The organism is Streptomyces sp. NPDC046349 (genome assembly GCF_055587885.1).
Genome location: NZ_JBVJFK010000018.1, coordinates 106994 through 123903 on the forward strand (window position 1 = coordinate 106994; position 16910 = coordinate 123903).

A 16910-nucleotide genomic window follows, 5' to 3' on the forward strand; every position below is an offset into this window, starting at 1 on the left:
TGGGCCCTGCTGCACGGCAAGGCCGTGGAGAACCGCAGCTGGCCCGCGGTGGGGCCGGCCAGTGCGCCACCCCGCGTCCCGGGAATCGTCCGCCCGCGGAACCTCTTCGCAGAATGGAAGATCAACGTGGCAGAATCCGAACGGTGAGTGATAACGGGGAGCACATACCTTCACCAAGCGGGCGTCTGAGGCTGGCTGATCTGGCAGCGAGTGACGATCCGCGTGATCCTGCGGCGCACGAGCCGCCCGCCGAGCCGGAAGCGCCGCCGAGCACAGCGGTGCCCGCGTCGGCGCGCGACCGTCTGCCACGGCAATCGGATGACGCCGCGGTGTCCGCCATGCGGCGGGAGTTCGCCGTAGTGCTCGGGGAGTTCCGGCGGACGTCCGTCCTGGTGCCGTTCGACGAACACGACAGCATGTGGACCGCAGACCTGAACGGCGTGCGGTGGATCTGCGCGTTCTCGGACGAGGAGGCCCTGGCCGCGTTCGCGCGGGCACGCGGGGACGCCGCACGGGAGTGGACGTACCGGACGGTGCTCGGTGCGCGGTTGTTGGACGTGATGGTTCCGATGCTGCCGGGCCCGGGCGGGGTGGCGCTGGACGCGGGCAGTGAGGGCGGGATGTTGTTCCCGCCGGTCTCCGGTGTGGTGCCCGATGCGGTGGCGGTCGATCTCGAGGGGGCTGGGCAGTGAGCGGCGGACAGGCGGGGCTGGAGGCGCCGGCGCAGGCGCTGGCGGAGATCGCGGCGGGGATCGACCTGGCGCACGCCGAGTTGAAGGACCTCGGAATGATCGGGCAGGCGACGACCGGCCGGGGCTTCTCCGACCTGGCGCTGTCCGGGCTGGAGTTGGGTGACGCGGGGCTGACGGCAGAGTTCAAGACGTTCTGCGACCGCTGGGAGTGGGGCGTGCGGGCGCTGACCATCCGCGGGAACGGCTTCGCGAAGGGGGTGGGACTGTCGGCGGGCGCGTACGCGGAGCAGGAACAGTACGTCAAGGACTCGTTCAAGATCGCCGTGAACTCGGTCAACGGGAACCCGCACTTGACCGAGGACGAGGTCAAGAAGATGAGCTGGGAAAAGATCAGCACCCAGACGATGATCGACAACCCGGACTACAGCGCCGAATCGTTCAGCCAGGCCCATCAGGAGGTCAAGCAGACCTGGAAGGACACCGGCTACGACGTCATGGACGCGCAGCTGGACTCGGTGCAGCGCACCGGCCTGCTCGATCCTTCGCTGCGCGGCAGGATGGACCAGGAGATGCGCGATACGTTCGACCCCTCCCAGGGCGCCGTCGAGCAGGCGGAGCAGCCGCGGTGGGGTGAGAACTGATGGTCAGCTGGGAGGACCTCGGCAAGGGCCTCGACAAGGGCATCGACCTCGTCGACAAGGGCATCGACAAGGGCAAGGAACTCGTCGGCGAGGGCATAGACAAAACCACCGACGCGGTCGGGTGGGGCCTGGAGAAGGTCGGAGCCGAGGACTGGGCCGACTCGGTAGAGGACTGGGGCGACGAGACCGCCTCCTCCCTCGGCGCGGAGGTCGGCGAGCAGCAACTCGGCCAGACCGAGGAGCCCAACGAGCTGGTCCACGGCAACCCGTCGAAGATCGCCGAATCGGTGAAGAACCTTCGCGACTTCCAGAAGGCGTTCGACCTGGTCGGCGCCGGGATGAAGAAACTCGACTCCGCGCACTGGAAGGGCGAGGCGGCCGACAGCTTTCGGGAGAACTTCCAGACCCTGCCCACCGACTGGCTGCACGCCGCCGACGCCTTTGAGAACGCCGCCAAGGCCCTGGAAACGTACTCGACCGCTGTCACCACCGCCCAGGGCAAGGCGCGCGAGGCGATCGACCTCTACAAGGAGGCGCAAGCGGACTACAAGACCGCCGCCGACGCCCACAACAAGAAGGTCGACGCCTACAACGACGCCCGCAACAGCGACAACCCGCTTCCCCGCCCGGCCGACTTCACCGACCCGACCAAGGACAAGCGCCAGCGGGCCCAGGAGATCCTCAAGGCCGCCCGCAGCGCCCGCACGGAGGCCGCCGACACGGCCAAGGCGGCCGTCACCGCAGCAATGGCGCACGCCCCGAAGGAGCCCACCGGTCGCGAGAAGGCCAAGCTCGAACTCGCCGACTACGCCTTCGGGCAGGGCGTGGAGATGATGCACTTCGGTGGCGGCATCGTCAAGGGCGCCGCCGGGCTGGTCAACTTCGTACGGTCGGTGAACGCGCTCGACCCGTACAACCTCACCCACCCGGCCGAGTACTACAAGAACGTGAACCTGACCCTCGCCGGGCTGGTCTCCACCGCTGCCAACCCCGACCGGGCCCTGAAGAACGCCTGGGAGGCAGCCAAGGGCGACCCCTCCGAATTCCTCGGACGCCTCGTCCCCGAACTCCTCGGTACCAAGGGCGCCGGCGGCGTCAAGTCCTTCATCAGCGCTGGGGTGAAGAACAGCGTCAAACATGGTGCGGACGACGCCGCCCGAAGTGCCGCCCGCCAAGGCACGGACGGACCGACCCAGGCCTCGCGTACGGAGGACGCGGTGGAGAACGGTCCGACGGACCCCATCGACCTCGCGACCGGCGTGATGTACCTGCCCCAGCGGGACGTCGTGCTTCCCGGCGTCCTGCCGCTGGTCTTCCGCCGCCGGGTGGCATCCGACTACCGGGCGGGCCGCTGGTTCGGCCCGTCCTGGTCGTCCACCGCCGATCAGCGGTTGGAGATCGACTCCGAAGGAGTCGTCTTCGTGGGCGACGACGGCCTCCTTCTCGCCTACCCGCACCCCGCACCGGGTGTACCCGTCCTGCCCAGCCACGGCCCGCGCAGGCCTCTGGACCGCGCCGGGGACGACTACCGCATCAGCGACCCCGACACCGGCCGGGTATGGCACTTCACCCTCAGCAGTACGGGCCTGGCGCCGCTGACCCAGATCGACGACCAGCACGGGAACTGGATCGCCTTCGAGTACGCCGCCGACGGCAGCCCCACAAACATCGTCCACAGTGCCGGGTACCGCCTCGTGCTGACGACGGCCGCAGGCCGTATCACCGCCCTGCACCTGGCAGGCGCCGCACCGGACGGCAGCGACCAGGAGATACGCCGCTACGGCTACGACAGCGGAAATCTGACCGAGGTCTTCAACTCCTCCGGCAAGCCGCTCGCCTTCACCTACGACGACCGGGCCCGGGTCACCTCGTGGACCGACACCAACGGCAGCCGCTACGACTACGAGTACGACGACCAGGACCGCTGCGTGGCCGAAGGCGGCGCGGAGGGACACGTCGCACTGCGCATCGACTACGCCGCGCCCGACCCGGCGACCGGACTGCGGGCCACCACGACCACCCTTGCGAACGGCGCCGTCTACCGGTATCTGATCAACGCCGCCCACCACGTGGTGGCCGAGATCGATCCGCTGGGCGCGGTCACCACCTTCGAGCGCGACCGTTACAACAGACTCCTCTCCCGCACGAACCCCCTCGGGCGCACCAGCCGCTTCACCTATGACGAGAAAGGCCAGCTGACATCCGCCGTCCGGCCGGACGGGCAGGAGACCACCGTCCAGTACGACGATCGCGGGCTGCCGGTCAAGGTCGTCCACCCCGACCTCACGACGACGGTGCAGGAGCACGACGAGCGCGGCAACCGGACGGCGGTCACCGATCCTGCGGGTGTCACCACGCGCTACACGTACGACGAGAAGGGCCACAGCACGGGTGTGACGGATGCCTTGGGGCATACGACCCGGATCCGCACCGACGCTGCCGGGCTGACCGTGGAGGTCACCGATCCGACGGGCGCGACCACGCTCGTGAAGCGTGACGCGTTCGGCCGACCGGTCGCTCTGGTCGACCCGCTCGGGGCCACCACCAGGTTCCAGTGGACGCCCGAGGGCAAACTGAGCCGCCGAACGGGCCCCGACGGCAGCGAAGAGTCATGGACGTACGACGGTGAAGGCAACTGCCTCACCCACACCGACGCCGTCGGCGGAGTGACCCGATTCGCCTACACCCACTTCGACCTCCTGGCGGCCCGAACCGGACCCGACGGAGCACGCTACGAGTTCCACCACGACACCGAGCTGCGCCTGACGCGGGTCGTCAACCCCGCCGGCCAGAGCTGGGACTACCGGTACGACCCCGCGGGACGCCTCATATCCGAGACGGACTTCGACGATCGCGCGCTGACCTACACCCACGACGCGACGGGCGGGCTCTCCAGCCGCACCGACGCCTCAGGCCGGACGATCCGCTTCGAACGCGACGAGTTGGGCCGCGTCATCGCCAAGGACGTACAGGGAACGGTCACCACCTTCACCTACTACCTCTCGGGGCAGCTCGCCGAAGCCGTCGGCCCGGACGCCACGGTCACCCACCTCCGTGACCGCCACGGACGCCTCCAGGCCGAGACCGTGAACGGCCGCACCATTGCCTACACCCACGACGAACTCGGCCGCCGTGTCTCCCGCACGACCCCTTCCGGGGCCGTGAGCTCCTGGTCGTACGACGTGATGGGCCGACGGAAGGAGCTCACGACCGCGGGCAGGACGCTGACCTTCGAGAGGGACGCCGCCGGGCGCGAGACCGTCCGCCGCATCGGGGACGGACTGACCTTCGCCTCCACCTACGACGCACACGGCCGCCTTACGGACCACCTCGTTTCGAGCGCGCAGCGGAGCCTCCAGCACCGGTCCTACGCCTATCGTGACGACGGCATGCTCGTCGCGATGGACGACCAGCTCTCCGGTAGCCGCCGCTTCGAGCTGGATGCCGTGGGCCGCGTGACCGGTGTGACCGCCGAGGCGTGGACCGAGCGCTACGTCTACGACGCGAGCGGCAACCAGACCGAAGCCTCCTGGCCGGCCACCCATCCGGGCCGGGAGGCGACCGGGCAACGGCAGTACGCCGGCACGACCCTCACCCGGGCGGGCAGGGTCCGGTACGAGCACGACGAACTGGGCCGGGTCGTCCTGCGCCAGAAGGCCCGGCTTTCCGCGAAACCGGACACCTGGCACTACGAGTGGGATCCCGAGGACCGGCTGACACGGGTGACCACGCCCGACGGCACGGTGTGGCGGTACTCCTACGACCCGCTCGGCCGCCGCGTCGGCAAGCAGCGCCTGGCGCCCGACAGCGACGAAGCGGTGGAGCAGGTCTCCTTCACATGGGACGGCATGCTCCTGTGCGAGCAGACGACGACAGCGGCCGACGCCGCGGCTCCGACCGTCGTCCTGACCTGGGATCACGAGGCCCTGCGCCCGCTCGCCCAGACGGAACGTGTCATACGCGACGGAACATCCCAGGAGGTGATCGACGAACGGTTCTTCGCCATCGTCAGCGACCTCGTCGGCACTCCTACGGAGCTGATCGACGAAGAGGACCGGATCTGCTGGCGGACGCAGGCCACGCTGTGGGGGGCCACGGCGTGGAACAGGGATGCGTCGGCCTACACGCCCCTGCGGTTCGCCGGTCAGTACTTCGACCCGGAATCCGGAATCCATTACAACTGTCAGCGCTATTACGATCCCGAAGTCGGCCGGTACCTCAGCGCCGACCCCCTCGGCCTCGCGCCGTCTCCGAATCCCTCGGCATACGTGCCCAATCCTCTCCAGGCCACCGACCACCTGGGACTCGCACCTGACTATCACGAGTTCCACACGGTGCAGGACCCCGCGAACGCCACCCGGCTGAGAGGTGACGGAAACCCCTGGCCGGAGGCGGACACACGAGGCCAGTGGGGCGAGGGAGTCTACTCCTGGGGCACGCTGGACGAAGCGGTCCGATACGCGGAACGCCTCCGCGGACGGGACATCGAGGTGGAGATCCTCACATTCAAGGTGTCCGCGGACGACTTCAACATGATGAACAAGGTGGACATCACGAAGATGACGCCTGACAAGATGGACGAATTCTTCGAGAAACACAGCCGCCTGTACAGTGAGGCGGGAGCGCAGCCGCACAATTTCGACTACGTTCGCGGACCCACCGGCATGGGAGTCGAGAACTACTTCAGCCGAGGCGTTTTCCACCTTCTCAAGTTCGTGGATTGAGTGAAATGATTCGAGGATTCAAGTACCGGCTCAGGAGTCCGATCGGCGGACTGGCGGCGGATCTTTCGGCCGAGGCCGTGTCACCCGGTGAGACGGCGGCTCCCTCCGTGGGGATCCACCGAGGAGTGCGGCTCCTGTTGCCGGCGTCGGGCATCTACTGGGAGGACCTGGCGTGGCTCTCCTTCGTCGTCGCGCTCCGCGCCGACGAGCTGCGCACCCGGCATCCGGACGGTGTCCACCTGCAGATCGTCTCCCTCGACTTCCCGTTGGCCGACTACCGGCCGGAGGTCGCCGCCCTCGCCGTGGACGGGTGGCTGCGCGAGGAGTTCGACCTGCCCGATATCGGCATCACCTGCTCGTACACGGGTGGCGCGGACCCCTACGCCTTCTCCTGGGGCGGGGCGGAGCCACCGCTGAGGAGCCCGCGCCTCTGAACCCGTTATAAGGACGCGGGGCGACGGGGCGGGGGGTGGAGGGGACCGCCGGCGCAGTCCCTGCCGCAACCCCACCGAACACGGTGTCGCCCCGGGTCCGGGCGACCACGACGTCGGGCCTGCCGCTTCCGTCACCCGGGGATCGCCGCGGGCGGGCCGCCGGGGATCAGGCGGCCTCGGTCACTGAATTCCGCCACGGGGCTGTCGGTCATGTGGAGTGTCTGCTGGTCTCTGGTGTGTACCGAGGCGTCGATCGAGGACGCCATCGGCCGCGCCGACCAGGAGGCCTTCACCAAGGACCCGCCCAAGACGCTGAAAGGCCGGATCAACTTCCTGCTCAAGCAGCTCAAGTCCACCCGCGCGGTTGCCGCCGAACTCGGCGTCAGCCAGCGCTCGGTCGAGCGCTACCGCAAGGGCGACCGCAAAACCCCGCCCAAGCCGGTCGCCACCCGCATCGAGGCGGCCGTACGCGCCCGCTGGCAGCCTGTGGTCCGCGGCCGCCGACGCGAGCAGGCAGCCGCCACCACAGGCATCACCGTCGAGACCCGTGCCCGGTTCGGCTACACCGCGCCCGTCGGCACCACCGACGACGGCCGCATGCGCCGCCTCACCGTCCACCTCCCCGCCGCCTACGCCCAGCGCCTCTTCGACGCCCGCGCCCGAGGCGCCGACGACCGCGAACTGCGCGCGATCGTCGCCGAAGGACTGCAGGAGATCTACTTCAAGGACGGCGGCACCCGAGCCGACCAGCTCCGCGTCGAGTTCACCGACATCGACTACTTCGACGTCTCCTTCTGAACCCCGCCGCCGGTGCCCGGCGGCGGCACCTTGAGCCGAAGCACGATAGCTGTCACATCGGCAGGCTTGTTGTCACCGACGATCCAGTGTGACCATGCGCTGCAGCTGTCGAGTGGGTGGCCGGCCTGGTGACGTTGGGTTGCGTAGGGCTGGCGTTCGTGAGCGGGTCACCATCGTGCGCGCAGCACACCGTCGCTGTCGGGTAGAGCGGCTTGGAGCAGGGGGGTGCGTTCGTCGGTGTAGAGGGACAAGGCGCAGGCCGCTCGCGCGTCGGCTACTAGGGCAGCGAGTTCCTGGTACTGGGTTTCCTCGACGGTCACGTCTCTGATCGTTCCGTCCTTCGTCTCCCAGACGAACTCGATGTGCCATTCGGTCGGCAGTGCGGTCAGGACCGCGCCGACGTCGGGTTGCAGGTCGGGACAGATGGTCAGCAGGGCCCGCGGGCCGAGACCGGCCCGCACCGTGTCCAGGTTTCCCGTGGTGAGACGGTGCCAGCGGGTGGCGTTGACAATGTGGGTTTCCTCCAGGAGCAGGCCCTGTCGCGTCGCCAGCTCGGTGCGTACCGAGGTCCAGAAGTCTTCGTCGGCGGCTTCTGTCACCTCTGGTTCCGCGGCGTAGGGGGAAGCCACTAGCGGTTCCGCGAAGAGGCCGAGTTCCCGCGTACGGGCCACGGCGTCCGTGCAGGGCCGGTCGCTGCCCACGTACACGTACTGGTCCCATCCGACGTGCACGGTAAAAACGTCTCCCGCCTCCAGCCGACACCAGGCGCCCTGCTCACGGAGCATGACGCGGATCAGCTCCAGGGCCACCGCCAAGGAGACCTCGGCCCCGTCGTGGTAACCGGTGAGGTCAGCCGGGAAGAGACCGCTAAGACCGTGTCCCTCGACCGCTGGCTCGGCACCGAAGTGGACGAGCCCGGTGACGGAGGGCTCACGGATCTCCAGCCGGTCGATGTCCGCAGCTTCCGCGAACGCCGAGATCGCCTCCAGGTACGCGGCCTCGACCGGCCCGTGGTCACTGACCGCCTCCTCCGCACCCTGGTAGGTACCGCGCTCGTCACGATCGGCGGGGTCGTACTTCGTGATCCGGTGGACGAAGGTAGGCGGCACGCTACTCCTAGACGGGGTGGAAGGTAGCGCCAGCGTAGGTCCCGAGCCGAACTCGCGGTTCCGAGCACAGCCCGACAGGTCCTTCTGGTGACAGAAAGACTGCCGAATGAGCGCCTGTGACAGGTCGGATGGCTCGCGTGTGACCACCAGGCTGCCTCGGTTGTTCCCATTCACCAGCTCAGCCGGTCCCGCTGGTGACAACTCCTGAGCTTCGGCTCAGCCGCACCCGGACACGAGCGCCTGTCCGGGTGCGGCTCACGCCCACATCCGCGCGTCAACGCCGGGCCTGACCCGGAGAGGGGTGCAATGGCCACTGCTGGGAGCCGTCCTCGGACGGGCCGCTCCCGGCCCCGTGGCGCTGTCGACCGCGGGCAGGACCCCGGCCGCCGTCACACGCCGCCGCTCACCGCCCCGGTCGACAGCATCACCCCAGCCCGGCCCCGGCCAACGACCGCATTCACAGCCCCGGGTGTGGTTCTGCTTCCCTTGCTACGCCAGACGCTTCTTCGGCCGGGGCCGGCCGTCGAGGAGCGCCCACCAGGCGACCCCGTCGTGGTCGGTGTGGGCGCCGCACGCCTCGACGGTCCGCAGTACCGCCACCTCCGCCGGTACGGCTCCCGCCGCGTCCTGCTCACCGGTTTGGTGGTTGAGGGCCATGACGAGGATCTTGTCGTCCTGGTCGGCGAGGTGGATGCTGACGCGTTTCCCACCGGCCGTCACGGCCGCGTCCACGAGGCCGTGGACGGTCTTGAGGAAGTCGTGCTCGTCCAGGAGCGGGTAGTCCCACTCGGCGACGGCCAGCGCCGCCTGTGCGGCGGCCTTCTTCGCCGCCCACCGGTCCGCGCGGAACGCCAGCACCCGCGCCCGCCGACTGGTGACGACCAGCCGGGGAGGGACCCCCGTGAGGGACTTCGGCTTCGTCGCAGGCTGCGGCCGCGGCGCCTCCACCGGCTTCTTCTGCGGCGGCGGAGACTTCGGAGGAAAACCCGGCGGAACCTTCGGACCCCTGGCTTCCACAACCTCGCTCATACCCCACCACGCTACGCCCGTTGACCCAGGCCGCGCACCGGCATCGACCACAGCTGTTCACCCTTGCCCGGAGTCCCCGCTCTGGCGGCTGCCACGCAGGAGAGCCCGGTCAGCCCGCGCCACACAGCCCCTTGGGGTGGCGCTTTAGCGGATACGGGGCGCGCGGCCGGGTGGGTGCGGCACGCTGGAACCGGCCAGGCGCCGACACCGATCCGGCGGGCACAGGCCGTCGTGGCGTGGGGAAGGGGCGGGGCACGGTGCATCAGACGCTGAGGGACCTGGGTGCGGCGCACGCCGGCTCGGTGGGAGTGTTGCTGGAGGACGGCAGCGAGCCGGGGCCGGCGTACTTCGACGTCGGCAGCGGATCGTACGTGCCGTCGTCGACGGAGTGGCACGCGTACGACGGCCGGTTCGGCCGCCCGAAGGCCGCACTCCTGCGCGGTGCCTGCGCGTGCGGATGGCGAGGCGCGGCCGAGTACCCGCTCGACTGGACCGTGCTCGACGACCAGCGGCCCCTGTACGAGGCGGACGTCGATCTGACCGGGCCGATCGCGGACTACCAGGCCCACCTCACCGTGGTCCGCGACGCCGCCGTCACCCTGCCCGAGCCCCTGACCACGTTGCTGAACGCCCTGCTGGAGAACCTGGAGACCGCTGCGGTGAAGGACCCGCTCGTAGCGCTGAAGGCTCTCGCGGACCTCAGGTACATCATGGCCGGGGTGGGTGCGGACGCGGCGTTGGCGGTGCAGGTCGGCCGGATCCCGATGGAGACGGTCGCGACCGCGCTCGGCACGAGCGAGGCCGCCGCCCGCCGGTACGTGAACGGTTACCGCCACCCCGCGTAGTGCAAGGCTCGTTCCGGGCGTGGCGTCAGCGTGGCGGTGCACGCTGGTGGGGATCCCGATTCCGCGCTTCGTGATCTGAAGGAAACGGCCTAGACCACCCTGCACTGCCAGAGAGAATGCTCTATGGCCGTCTCCAAGCGCCTCCGCTACGAAGTCTTCCGCCGGGACAATCACACCTGCCGCTACTGCGGTGCCAGTGCGCCTGCTGTCCCGCTGCGCATCGACCACGTCACGCCCGTTGCCCTCGGTGGTACGGACACCCCCGGCAACTCGTCACGAGCTGCGAGCCCTGCAAGTGCTTGCTGATCTTGCCGATGGCCCCGTCTTTGGCCTCGACTTTGTAGCCGACGATGTCGGCGCCGTGCTGGTACCCGATGTCCGGCCCGTAGTCCCAGATATCGAACTCACTCAGAATTGCTCCATTTCGCCAGATGCCGCAACTGGCATTCCGTCACTGAACGTATGCTCTGGTCTTGGCGGTCGGCGACCAGGGCTCACCTTTCCCCTCGGTGTCGCTGGTTGCCCCGGGCTACAACGTCAGCACCAGGGTGGGCGGCGGCAACGTGAACCGCACCGGCACCGGCCTGGTAGCCGCCTACACCGCCGGCGCCGCCGCCCTCTACCTGCTGACCAACCCACCGCCACGCCGGCCGGTGGGGTTGACTTCCTGGAGACCGAGGCGACGAAGGACGTCCTGACGAGCGTCACGGCCAACACTCCCAACCTGCTGCTGAACACGGGTGGCCTGTAGACGACGCCATCGCTCCTGGATGGCTGCCCCTCAACGAGGGAACCAGGCTCGGCCGCCCCCCCGGTCATCTGACGCCCCGAATGCCGGACAGCGTGCGGCGCTGCGGAGACCGTCTCCGCCGACGGACGCGGCGCCGGTACCTACACGACCCAGTCCGCCGAAAGCTGGGCTGCCTCCGAACAGAAACGGTCCCTTGCCCGTTCCGCGGCGGACCTGCTCGACGGCGGCACCGGTACCTCCGGCGTCTCGTACCCCGCAAGGATCTCCCGCTCGGCCTCTGTCTCGCCGGGCGGCAGCGACATCCCCGCTCCGAGGCGCTCGGGTCGGCCGCGTGGATCCGTGCCCCGTCGGCGATGTGGTCGCGGGCCACGGCGCTGGGTGAGCGCTGAGGCGGCCGGCCTCGGACGAGCAGCACACGGTGTCTTCCCTCTGGCACCGAGCCGCTGCCCGAAGCCGTGCCACCCCCGCGCTGGATGGCATTCGACCGGCCGGGCGCCGGACAGGCTACGCGCTCCGCGTCAGCAGACCCGCGTCGATGACCTCAGCGATGAGGGTGGCGCCGCGGCTGTTCTGGTGGATGTGGTCGGTCGTGAGCAGGAGACCCCGCCGCCGCGAGATCGTGTCGAGGCTGCGGCGCAGCAGTGCGTGCTGGGCGAGGACGCCGATGGTCGCTGCGGGCGTCGCCTCCCGGTACGGAATCGGCGGGGGGTCCGTTCGGCGCAGTTCCTCGATCTGGCGTTCGTGGAGTGGCAGGTAGGCCACCTCATTGGTGGCGGCGACTTCGGCGATCATCCGGCTGTACGCCTGCGATGCCTGTGCCGCTGCTCCGTCGAGTTGTTGGCCGAGTACCGGTAGCGACATCAGACCGATCGTCGCGTCGGTCTCCGCTCGCAGCCGTGCGACGACGGCTCCCAGACAATGTTGGAACCAGTCGGCCGACGGTCGAACGGGGAGCTTTTTGCGCTTCATTGCCTGCTCCACGGGGTAGCCGGCAAGGCTCGCCCGGGCGTCGTTGGTCCCGATCAACACGGTGATCACATCGGGTGGATCCGTGACGACGGCATCGAGGCGCTGCAGGAGATTGTGGGCGAAGTCGCCGTTGGCCCCGAACCGGGCGAGCTGCATGTCACCGGGAGGGTGACGTCGTCCGAGAAGATCCAGGTAGTCGAAGCTGAACTGCGCGCGGGTGAGGCTGTCGCCGAGGCACGCGATGCGTGTCGTCACGGCGCTTCCTCCGGGCTGGGAGTGCGGACGCGTCCGGCCGGGCGGGTGTCGGTCCGAGGACGGTGGTCGGTGCCGAGGGGCGCGGTGATGGCCAGGATGGACGTCGGCCCCTCCATGTCGACCGCGTGCCATACCCCGGCCGGGTTGATGGTGGCCTCGCCCGGTCCGAGACGGACGCGCTCGGGCAGCCCGTCCACGTCGCGGGTGACCGTCACGGACCCGCTGAGGCAAACGACCAGTTCGTCGCCTGCGGGGTGGCTCTCCCAGTGGTCGCCGGGCCCGTCGCCGTCGAAGATCATCACCATTCGGCCCTCGGCGCCGTCTGCCGCGACTGCGGTGCTGTATGCCTGGAGCACCTCCGGGTCCCAGGTGAAGCCCTCGACGGATTTCGCCGTCGATCCCAGTCCGAGGTGCACGGGGGTGGTCCGCAGGTCCATGGCATTGCGTTCGTGCTTGACGAGTCTCATGCCGACGATCGTCCACGGCAGGGATCGGGCGGTCTTGAAGAAAAGGGAAGAGAAACCGACGCGAAGAGCGGACGGTCGGCGGCTACCCGGCTCCGAGGAGGACTTCGCCGCGACGCCAGGCCGTCGGCGAACGGCCCGTGAACTCGCGCCAGTCCCGCACGAGATGGGCCTGGTCGGCGTAGCCGGAGACGGCTGCCACATCACCCCACGGGAGCGGGTCCTGCACCGCCGCCAGGGCGTGCGCGTGCTCGAAGCGCAAGACTCGGGCGAAGGTCTTCGGCGACAGGCCCACCTCACCGCGAAACCGCTCGGTGAGGTACCGACGGCTCCAGCCGAGTTCCGCGGCGACCGCACCGACCTGGACGCAACCGCGCGCGGTGACGAGGCTGCGCCATGCCTCGGCCACCTCGGGGCGCACGCGGCGCACATGGTCGCAGCTGGCGCCACGACCGACAGCTCGGAGGAGTAATTCGTCCAGCGTGGCGAACCGCGCCGCCCATGTCGCCGCCGATCGGAGCCGGTCGACCAGCTCGACAGCAAGCGCTCCGAGGAGCTCGTCAAGTGGCACGAGTCGGTGGGCGAGCTCGGCGGCGGGCATGCCGTAGATGGCCCGGGCCCCGAGCGGTGTCAGCGATACCTGAATACCCTGCTGGCGTCCGTCGTGGTGAATCGCGACGGACCGGCACATCAGACCGCCGGCCACGCTGCCGAATCGGGCGACGGGTGACCCGTCGTCAACGCCGGCCGCCACCTCCAAAGGCTCTGACAGGCTGATCACTGCAGTGAGTGCGCGGCTCGGCGGGCCGCAGTGCACCCCCGCCGGGAGCCCGCGGAGGTCGAAGCCGACGTACGCGTCGACGTACTCCCGCAAGGCGGGCGCCGGACGTGCCCCGATCCCGGTGGTCGCGTGGTCCTCCATTTTCGTCAGTGTACGAGCCGCCCAGCCCAGGAAGATCACAGTCCCAGGAAGGTCAGAGTCCCAGGACTGATCGCCACCGTTTTGGGGCTGGTGACGCGGTTCGTACCGGGACCCCGTCACGCAGCGGTACAGGTCCGTTGGCCGTAGCTGTACGAGAACAGGGCCCCAACGACGCCTGCCACACCTGCCAGTGTCCGTCCTGGACATGCGGCACCTGCTCCACCGTCAACCCGAGCGCCGCGCTGGGACTTCTGAGCGGTCGAGGGCCGTGCAATAGCGCACGGTTCCCATCACGCTCCCCGCCGGCTGGGGCGTCGGCGTGGACGGCGCCGCGTCCTGAGGCGTGGGCGAACGACCAGGGCCAGCCGGCCTCGCTGGTCGTGGTGCCGGGCCCGCTCGGACGGGAGCAAGGCGGGCCAGGACCCGGCGGAGTGGCTGCCGCCGGCGAGGGACGCTCCGTGCCGGTACGGCGGCGAGGGGACGGCGACCAAGCACCTCCGGACTGCCGGGGTGCCGCCCGTAGTGAACGGAGCCCAGCCCGGTGAAAACGTGTACGTCACGGGCGAGTACGCTCCAGTCGCTCCTGACCGGCAGTCCCGGCCGTGCCCGCCGCTGGGTACGATCCCCGGCATGACCTCCGCGCTGATCCTCGTCGACCTGATGCCGCGCATCATCGCCCTGCCCGTCGCACCGTATTCCGGGGAGGAGGTGCTGGCGCGCTGCCGCAGGCTGGCCGAGGCGTTCCGGGCCGAGGGCCGTCCGGTGGTGTTGGTGCGGGTGGAGCGGCCCGGGGTGGCGGAGCAGCCTCCGGGCAGCGGCTTCGCCGAAGACCTGGTGCGTCCCGGCGACGTGCTCGTCGTCAAGCGCACCGTCGGGGCGTTCCACGGCACGGACCTGGACGAGCGGTTGCGCGGCCTCGGCGTGGACACGCTGGTGCACGCCGGGCTGGTCACGACCATGGGCGTGGAGTCGACCGCGCGGGCCGCCAGTGACCACGGCTACGAGGTGGAGTTCGTCGCCGACGCCATGTCCGGGTTCGACCAGCAGGAGCACGAGTTCGCTGTGGAGCGTATCTTCCCCCGGTTCGGTGCGGTCCGCCGCACCGCCGACTACACCGCGACCTGAGGGCTGCGGGCCCGGCGGCAGCCGAGGGCCAAGTTCCAGGTGTGACCGCCTGCCCCGGGTGCCGCCGAGTACGCGTACCTCACCTCCGGGTCGCGTATCCCCGGGCTGCAGAAGTTTCCCATGTGGTGATCGTCGAGATCGCCGTGACGAGCCCCGTGTGTCGCCCAACTGCTTGACGACGAGGAGAGCAGCGTCCGCACCACGATGGCTCTACACGCCCGAGACCGCATCGATACCGACACTGCCGAGCGCATCGAGCGAACGTACTGCCCGGACAGGAAGGTCCGGTGGCGTCCGGCCGACGACTTCCCCCTTCCGGCGGATGTACTTCGCCGCCCGGCCACGGACCCCGACCCCAGAATGAGGCAGGCGGCTCCGCGCGACCCCGACTTGCCCGCAGAACTCGCGCACCGCCTGGCAGCTGCCCCCGACCACACGGTGCGCCGCACCATCGCGACCCATCCCCGGCTTCCGGCTGGGGACTTGACGCGGCTGCTGGCTGATCCGTCGGAATCTGTCGCGGGCCACCGCAGCCGCAAACCCCAACCTGCCAACCGCAGATCTGTACCAGCTGCTCGCCCTCGCAGGCTTGTGACGCTCGATGGTGCGCCGCCGGTACCGGTCGAGACGCTGAGGGACGTCGGGTGGCCGCGCGTGAACGTACCGGGGGCCGGCCTCCCCAACCCTGGCCCTGACCTTGGCGACGCGCCGGGGCCGTAGCCCGCAAGAAGGAGCACCGAAGCTTTCCAAGGACCCGCTTGCTGCAGGCCTGGTACTACGGCCGAGATCATTCTGTCCCGGTGGGCCCGCACCCGGACCAGCGCGTCAGTGCCCGGCTCTGCCCGGTGGAGGGAGGGGTGCAATGCGGTGCGGGGATTTTGAGGGGGCCGCCGACGGCGTGGGCCACCTCGAAGGGCCGGTGCCGGTTATGCCGTAGGCGACCTTGGTGCCCCCGTTTACGCGCAAGCACCTCGATTCGGCGCTACGGCACCGTGTGATGATGTGCGTCCACTCAGGGGAGGCGATCGTGCTGGGCAAGGGCGTGCGGTGGGCCGCGTGCGCGATGACCGCGGTCTGCATCGCGCTGCTCCCGGGCGCCGGCGCACCGAGCGGCAGCTTCCCCTGGACCAGGCCACTGCCGTCCGGTGCCGCCGAGGAGGTCGTACCGGACCGGGTCGGCACGTGGAACATCTGCAATCCATGCGGGAGCAAGCACAACTTCGGCCGGGCGACGGAGATCGCCACGTACGCGCCGCAGGTCATCGGCCTGCAGGAGGCGTGTGTACGCGACGTCGAGCAGATCCGCAGGGACCTGGAGGAGGTATACGGGCTGGTCTACCGGGTCGAGTACGGGACGGTCCTGCGGAACTGGAACCGCTGCGGGGGGCTGCCGTGGCGTCCGGGCGGCTACGGCCAGGCGATCCTCTCCGCGGCGCCGATGACGGACCGGGTGAGCGTCGAGTACCCCAACGGCGGCTCCGAGGACCGCGGTTACCTGGCCGTCACCACGTCGGTTGGCGGCCGGCCCGCCCGCGTCTTCAACACCCACCTCGCCGAGCGCCGGCAGGGCGCGGTGCGGGCGGGGCAGATCAAGGCGCTCGCCGCTGAAGTCCGCCGCCACGACCGTGCGATCGTCCTCGGCGACTTCAACGCCGTGCCGCACGCGCCCGAACTCACCCCCATGTGGGCCCTGGCCTCAGATACGGAATCCGGCTGCCACCCCTCGAGCACCGAAGCCGACACGGGCGCGGGCGCCTGCAGGGCGACCACCGACTGGGACAGCAAGTTCGACTACGTGTTCCTGCGCGGCATCACCTCGGGGACGCACCACGTCCGCCCCAGCCCGCACTCGGACCACCACGTGCTGTACACCGACCTGCGGCGGGGCCAGGTCGTGACCGCGGCGAGGCGCCGACCGCCCGAAGGCGGGCCTGCCGCGGCGCCTGATGCGTGATCGTCTTAGGGCCCCTATGTCGGGGGCCCTATGTCGGGCCGGGCTGTGCCCGGTCGACATGGTGCGGATCGACGTGGTCGTCCTTCGCCGCATGCTGATGGCGCTGCGAGGGCGAGAGCATGAGTGTCGTACCGGGCGGCGCGTTCGCTGGCCCGCTGTCAGGGTGCCCGGCCCGACAAATGGCGTGAGGGAAAGGTC

At 69.7% G+C, this 16910-nt stretch carries 15 protein-coding genes; 10 read left to right on the plus strand and 5 right to left on the minus strand.

The window, feature by feature from the left end; translation table 11 throughout:
* Positions 1 to 143: 143 nt before the first annotated feature.
* The 5 genes from ACZ6JS_RS33375 (at position 144) to tpg (ending at position 7289) form a co-directional block, all read left to right on the plus strand.
* A complete protein-coding gene (locus ACZ6JS_RS33375; RefSeq protein ID WP_469303578.1) occupies positions 144 to 692 on the plus strand; it encodes an SseB family protein in 549 nt (182 codons plus the stop codon).
* On the plus strand, positions 689 to 1333 hold the full coding sequence (locus ACZ6JS_RS33380) for a hypothetical protein (RefSeq protein ID WP_469303579.1): 645 nt from the start codon (positions 689 to 691) through the stop codon (positions 1331 to 1333). Before ACZ6JS_RS33375 ends, ACZ6JS_RS33380 begins: the two co-directional genes overlap by 4 nt.
* The gene (locus ACZ6JS_RS33385; protein WP_469303581.1) at positions 1333 to 6057 is read left to right on the plus strand and encodes a putative T7SS-secreted protein; all 4725 of its coding nucleotides are present in this window, start codon (positions 1333 to 1335) and stop codon (positions 6055 to 6057) included. The genes ACZ6JS_RS33380 and ACZ6JS_RS33385 overlap by 1 nt, the downstream gene beginning before the upstream one ends.
* Before the next feature lie 5 nt (positions 6058 to 6062).
* Complete coding sequence (locus tag ACZ6JS_RS33390; protein ID WP_469303583.1) at positions 6063 to 6491, plus strand: hypothetical protein; 429 nt, start codon at positions 6063 to 6065, stop codon at positions 6489 to 6491.
* Between the two features lie 234 nt (positions 6492 to 6725).
* On the plus strand, positions 6726 to 7289 hold the full coding sequence (gene tpg, locus ACZ6JS_RS33395; RefSeq protein WP_469303585.1) for a telomere-protecting terminal protein Tpg: 564 nt from the start codon (positions 6726 to 6728) through the stop codon (positions 7287 to 7289).
* A gap of 167 nt (positions 7290 to 7456) precedes the next feature.
* Here tpg and ACZ6JS_RS33400 read toward each other — a convergent pair whose 3' ends face one another.
* Positions 7457 to 8398 carry an RNA-binding protein gene (locus tag ACZ6JS_RS33400; protein ID WP_469303587.1) on the minus strand — a complete coding sequence of 314 codons (942 nt, stop codon included), beginning with the start codon at positions 8396 to 8398 and terminating at the stop codon, positions 7457 to 7459.
* A gap of 489 nt (positions 8399 to 8887) precedes the next feature.
* On the minus strand, positions 8888 to 9427 hold the full coding sequence (locus ACZ6JS_RS33405) for a hypothetical protein (RefSeq protein WP_469303589.1): 540 nt from the start codon (positions 9425 to 9427) through the stop codon (positions 8888 to 8890).
* 257 nt (positions 9428 to 9684) lie between these two features.
* On the opposite strand from ACZ6JS_RS33405, the gene ACZ6JS_RS33410 reads away from it, so the two are divergent.
* On the plus strand, positions 9685 to 10272 hold the full coding sequence (locus tag ACZ6JS_RS33410) for a hypothetical protein (RefSeq protein ID WP_469303591.1): 588 nt from the start codon (positions 9685 to 9687) through the stop codon (positions 10270 to 10272).
* Between the two features lie 123 nt (positions 10273 to 10395).
* A complete protein-coding gene (locus ACZ6JS_RS33415; RefSeq protein WP_469303592.1) occupies positions 10396 to 10578 on the plus strand; it encodes an HNH endonuclease in 183 nt (60 codons plus the stop codon).
* A 949-nt stretch (positions 10579 to 11527) separates the two neighbouring features.
* Here the strand turns inward: ACZ6JS_RS33415 and ACZ6JS_RS33420 are convergent.
* The 3 genes from ACZ6JS_RS33420 to ACZ6JS_RS33430 all read right to left on the minus strand — a co-directional run bounded on the left by ACZ6JS_RS33420 (position 11528) and on the right by ACZ6JS_RS33430 (position 13633).
* Positions 11528 to 12247: an SGNH/GDSL hydrolase family protein gene (locus ACZ6JS_RS33420; RefSeq protein WP_469303594.1), complete on the minus strand. Its 720-nt coding sequence runs from the start codon at positions 12245 to 12247 to the stop codon at positions 11528 to 11530.
* The gene (locus ACZ6JS_RS33425) at positions 12244 to 12714 is read right to left on the minus strand and encodes a cupin domain-containing protein (protein WP_469303596.1); all 471 of its coding nucleotides are present in this window, start codon (positions 12712 to 12714) and stop codon (positions 12244 to 12246) included. Before ACZ6JS_RS33425 ends, ACZ6JS_RS33420 begins: the two co-directional genes overlap by 4 nt.
* A gap of 82 nt (positions 12715 to 12796) precedes the next feature.
* On the minus strand, positions 12797 to 13633 hold the full coding sequence (locus ACZ6JS_RS33430) for a helix-turn-helix domain-containing protein (protein WP_469303597.1): 837 nt from the start codon (positions 13631 to 13633) through the stop codon (positions 12797 to 12799).
* A 630-nt stretch (positions 13634 to 14263) separates the two neighbouring features.
* Here ACZ6JS_RS33430 and ACZ6JS_RS33435 point away from each other — a divergent pair.
* The 3 genes from ACZ6JS_RS33435 (at position 14264) to ACZ6JS_RS33445 (ending at position 16712) form a co-directional block, all read left to right on the plus strand.
* Positions 14264 to 14758, plus strand: coding sequence for an isochorismatase family protein (locus tag ACZ6JS_RS33435; protein ID WP_469303599.1), 495 nt, complete (start codon positions 14264 to 14266; stop codon positions 14756 to 14758).
* A 360-nt stretch (positions 14759 to 15118) separates the two neighbouring features.
* Positions 15119 to 15478: a hypothetical protein gene (locus ACZ6JS_RS33440; protein WP_469303641.1), complete on the plus strand. Its 360-nt coding sequence runs from the start codon at positions 15119 to 15121 to the stop codon at positions 15476 to 15478.
* Between the two features lie 280 nt (positions 15479 to 15758).
* Positions 15759 to 16712, plus strand: a complete 954-nt coding sequence (locus ACZ6JS_RS33445) for an endonuclease/exonuclease/phosphatase family protein (protein WP_469303601.1) — start codon at positions 15759 to 15761, stop codon at positions 16710 to 16712.
* The last annotated feature ends 198 nt before the right edge of the window (positions 16713 to 16910 follow it).